Annotated in this window: 6 protein-coding genes; 1 reads left to right on the top strand and 5 read right to left on the bottom strand. The window is 48.4% G+C overall.

Features of this window, described 5'->3' with window-relative positions:
* Positions 1 to 104: 104 nt before the first annotated feature.
* A complete protein-coding gene (locus BACCOPRO_RS00110) occupies positions 105 to 674 on the bottom strand; it encodes a hypothetical protein (protein ID WP_040310999.1) in 570 nt (189 codons plus the stop codon).
* A gap of 903 nt (positions 675 to 1,577) precedes the next feature.
* On the opposite strand from BACCOPRO_RS00110, the gene BACCOPRO_RS17320 reads away from it, so the two are divergent.
* Positions 1,578 to 1,832, top strand: a complete 255-nt coding sequence (locus BACCOPRO_RS17320) for a helix-turn-helix domain-containing protein (RefSeq protein WP_054856400.1) — start codon at positions 1,578 to 1,580, stop codon at positions 1,830 to 1,832.
* A gap of 33 nt (positions 1,833 to 1,865) precedes the next feature.
* Here BACCOPRO_RS17320 and BACCOPRO_RS00100 read toward each other — a convergent pair whose 3' ends face one another.
* The 4 genes from BACCOPRO_RS00100 to BACCOPRO_RS18235 form a co-directional block, all read right to left on the bottom strand.
* Positions 1,866 to 2,243 carry a hypothetical protein gene (locus BACCOPRO_RS00100; RefSeq protein ID WP_008139714.1) on the bottom strand — a complete coding sequence of 126 codons (378 nt, stop codon included), beginning with the start codon at positions 2,241 to 2,243 and terminating at the stop codon, positions 1,866 to 1,868.
* Positions 2,244 to 2,334: 91 nt separating this feature from the next.
* Positions 2,335 to 2,697 (bottom strand): hypothetical protein, encoded by a 363-nt coding sequence (locus BACCOPRO_RS00095; protein ID WP_040310993.1) that lies wholly within the window; start codon positions 2,695 to 2,697, stop codon positions 2,335 to 2,337.
* Positions 2,698 to 2,704: 7 nt separating this feature from the next.
* Positions 2,705 to 3,019, bottom strand: coding sequence for a hypothetical protein (locus BACCOPRO_RS00090; RefSeq protein ID WP_008139711.1), 315 nt, complete (start codon positions 3,017 to 3,019; stop codon positions 2,705 to 2,707).
* A gap of 564 nt (positions 3,020 to 3,583) precedes the next feature.
* The coding region (locus BACCOPRO_RS18235) for a hypothetical protein (RefSeq protein ID WP_008139708.1) at positions 3,584 to 3,801 on the bottom strand (218 nt) is incomplete at its 5' end.

Below are 3,801 nucleotides of genomic sequence, written 5' to 3'. Positions count from 1 at the left end.
TTCCCGTACTTGTTCTTGATGGTTATGGGATATTTCTCTATGTCCGGTAAAGGCAACCGCCTTTGCCGTTGCCTTTACCTTCGTTGTTTTCTTTTCTATCATTGTCAGTTCGTTTTTACTTTGTAATGGGTCTTTGCCAAGAAGATGCCACTGAGAACGTGTGCGCCCAAGTTCTCCAATTGGTCGGAATAGGTAGCCCAAGTGATGCCGCGAGTGATTACATCGTCAAAGGTAACAATATTCTTGCCTTTGAACCAAATTTCATCAAACTCGATGATGCTCACCTTGCGGATTTCCTTCTCCAGTTTGCGGTTTTCGTGGATGGCAAGGCGACCACCGGTTACCTTTACATGGTCGTAGCCGTTGATGGCTCCGGTCAGTGCGCAGACTCTCTCGCAGAATGCCTTGTAGCGGAGTTCGTTCTTCTCGGTGGTGGATGCCGGAACCGGAACGAAGACGATGTCCTTGCAACCATCGCCATACTGCTCCTTTAGGCTTGCTGCGGTCATTTGTGCCACTGCCTCATGGCTTCTTCCGTCCTTGAAGTCATATACAAGCTGTCTGTCAGCCACTTCCTTTTCGCCGACGTTGCGGATGCGCTTGGGGAAATACTTGCAGAACCATGTCTGAGGTTTTGCCAGCTGCTTTTGGAGGTTATCATCTACGTGTGCCATATGCTCTCTGATTTTTTCCCTCTTGTTTTGCTGTTTTGCAGCTTGACCGAAGGGATGTTTTTGCTTTTTCAGAGGGCTGGCAGCCACCAATAAGGCAAATTCAGGGCAGAAAATACGCTCAACTTGTTTGAGGAAGATTTTGTGCAAGGGATTTGACGTTTGGTGGGGACAGCCATACCTTTGCAAAAAACATCCTCGGAGGCAAGATGAGAAAACGGTGAGCGGTTATCTTCCATCCTGCTTCTCCAGCAAATCATCAGCACAGATTAGAGTTATCTCTCCACTAAAGTCAGAGATGGCTGTTATTCATTCAACCTTTCCAGGGAGTTTCACGCTGTCTTCATCATCTATCTACTGCTGCTTTCCTGCTTCTTCTCCTCCTTAAAAATAGATGCCATTTCTGCTCGAACCCACCATATTTTGCAATGACACCATTGATATTCAGTTATCTGTTGAATATCAGTACTATCCATATAGCCATTAGTGTTGACACTCGTTGACACCCGTTGACAAAATCCATTTGCCGATATTCGTTCATATCCTCACGTTGACACTTTTCCGGCATCTATCTATACTCTTTATTCTTTATAAAAAGAGAAAGTATTGATATAGAGAGGGGTCTGAATTTCACGAAAGAGGTTTAAGGGCGGTGTCAACAGTCACCCGAATCAACGCCTAAATATATGCCTCCCTTAGAGAAAACAGTGTTTTTTATGGCAAAGCCTCACTAACTGCCTTTTCTTGAATGAATGATGGATGAACAATGGATGAATGTTTGTCTGACCTTTTGCAAAGGGTATCACAAAATCCCACAAAGTCACCCAAAATCCCACTTTGCCGACCGGATGAGCTATTGCCGTGCTGTGCCTTTCTTCGTAACTTTACCGCATAAAACAGCTGATTATGACCTATTTGAAGAACGCACCGATAGCAGTAGCTCCTGACCGCAAGTACAGCGTGAAGGAAGCCTGCCTTTTCCTCGGGATTCACCGATGCACCATCTACGACTACATCCACCATCCCGAGCGACCATTGCCTTTTATCCGGATCCATACCGATAAAAGGGGCATCCTTTTCCGGGGAAGCGACCTTATTGCCTACAAGGAAGCGGGTCTCCCGAGAAGAGGACGCAAGTTCAAGGACAGCCCTCGCGAATAGAAGGCTACCTTTGGACTTGCTTGGTCGCGGAACTCAGTTCCACTGGCTCCAGGGCAGACTTGCCAAGACGGATTGGCCGTCCGCTTCGGCAAGCTGGCAAGCCAAGAGCCACGCATCGGTGCGGATGGCATCCATGTCGCTCACAGCTTGCCGGAAACGGGATGGCGCCACGGCACCCGACTGAACCATCCACTCCGAAGCACAGGTCTCCGGCTCGATGGCTTCCACGAAGGACTCAATCTCCTTCACCAGATTACTCACCTTGCCGTCCTTCATTTCTGCCGTGAAGGTAAACGGCACACCGCTCAAGGTCTTCCGTTGGAAGTCAAAGAAGAGCCTGCCTTCCTTATACTGAGCGGAAGCAGTCCAACCGAGTTGGGCTGCGATACTGAATACATTTCCATTCATCATAACTCAGACGAAACCTACTATTTGAGACCTGCCCAGTCCGTGACGGATAAGGCAGGTCATTTTGTTCATACTTTTCACTTCGTTCTCACACTCATTCTCCCATTCTTGCAAGGAACTCCTGCAAACGACTGTCACGCAACTTCTTCAGCGGCACCGGATGGAAGTTCTCCTGCTGCCTTACTTGCAGCTTGCCGAAGCCTTGTCGGGTCAAATCCAATTCGATGTCAGACAGCTCGTTCAAGGAGATGTAGCCGTACTCGTCCTCCATCAGTCCGATGACGATACCGAAGAGGATGGTGTCGTTGCCTTCCTTTTCACCTTCAAGAATGAACCATCGCACGCCACCGAGCGCGAAGATGGCACGGCAAATTGCGTCCTTTCCCTTGCCGTCCTGAGAATAGAGAGGAAAGCCTTTCAAGGCTTCCTCCAACTGCGTTGTCATAAGTCTGCACATAGCTGTATTATTTAGAGGTTGGAAATTCGGGGTCAAAAATCAAGTCACACTCGATGAGCCGTTGATAGGCTTCTGCAGAAAGCCGTGATGCCCACTCGTTGCGGTCATCGTATCTTCCCTGCTGATAGTTGTATGCCAACTGTTTCATAAAGCCGAAAAACACCATAAACATCTGCTGTTGCAGATAGCGGTGAGCTTTGGTTAGTTCCCTGCCCGTCTGGTCAGGTGAACACATACTGCCATTTACAAAGTTGGCGAACTCTTGGGCAAAAGCCTTGTCACGTTCGGAGATGGTAGCTCCGGATAATTCTGAATAGTCCATAACAAATATTTTTGATGATTACGAATCCGATTCTTTTCCCTCTTGTGAAGCCCTTTAGAGCTTCTCGGTCGGGAAAACCGTTTTACGTGCATCCCCTCACTGCGGACATCTGGGAGAATAAGGCAAGTGTGAGGACAGAGGACTTTACGGAATACCCAATTTGGCACAAATTGTGGAAGGCTGCCGGAAAGTCCTCCGTCCGAAAGCGTCAGCGGCACTTGATGTTTCTCTCGTCCGCAGTACCTTTGCACGACAAAACGTAAAAAGACCGGGAAGCTCCAAGGATTTACCAGGCATTTCATTCAACCTGGACTCCAAGGGAAAAGTACCTTAGTACAAGCCGCCGAACACGTTACTTCGTTCAAGCCTTCATGTACTAATGTATAATGGGTGTACATTAGTACGAACAAGCCTGAGCGACCTAATGTCCATACCCTCACGAAGTAACGTTCTTCCCGAAAACCGTTGCCGTTGTGAGAACCTGCAAAGTGAAGCGAAGGGAAACCTTGCGCAGGTTCTCTCTATGGCAACGGACTGGAGTCCTCCGCTTATCGCAAAAGCCTATCAGCCGAGCTTTGCTTGGTGTTGCAGACACGGAGCAAACCGGATGGAACATCTTTCCCAAAAGGTTGTCACTTTCGGCATCGCATGCAATACGATATGTCGGAAGTGGGGACCAACTTCTGTGAGCCAGCCACCAAAAACATTCGATGGCTCTACTTCTGCAAGCGTCAGCCTGCGTTCGGTAGAGCCATCGTGCAAATCACCGTTTGAAGACCAGT

It is taken from the genome of Phocaeicola coprophilus DSM 18228 = JCM 13818, assembly GCF_000157915.1.
Lineage (GTDB): Bacteria > Bacteroidota > Bacteroidia > Bacteroidales > Bacteroidaceae > Phocaeicola > Phocaeicola coprophilus.
Note: the sequence above shows the minus strand (reverse complement) of the source record. Positions and strands in the feature narration are given on the sequence as shown.

What these genes read in the sequence shown, in the direction of transcription:
- BACCOPRO_RS00110 (WP_040310999.1), bottom strand. Translation starts at nt 674, where the DNA reads ATGGCACACGTAGATGATAACCTCCAAAAGCAGCTGGCAAAACCTCAG.
- BACCOPRO_RS17320 (WP_054856400.1), top strand. Translation starts at nt 1,578, where the DNA reads ATGACCTATTTGAAGAACGCACCGATAGCAGTAGCTCCTGACCGCAAG.
- BACCOPRO_RS00100 (WP_008139714.1), bottom strand. Translation starts at nt 2,243, where the DNA reads ATGATGAATGGAAATGTATTCAGTATCGCAGCCCAACTCGGTTGGACT.
- BACCOPRO_RS00095 (WP_040310993.1), bottom strand. Translation starts at nt 2,697, where the DNA reads ATGTGCAGACTTATGACAACGCAGTTGGAGGAAGCCTTGAAAGGCTTT.
- BACCOPRO_RS00090 (WP_008139711.1), bottom strand. Translation starts at nt 3,019, where the DNA reads ATGGACTATTCAGAATTATCCGGAGCTACCATCTCCGAACGTGACAAG.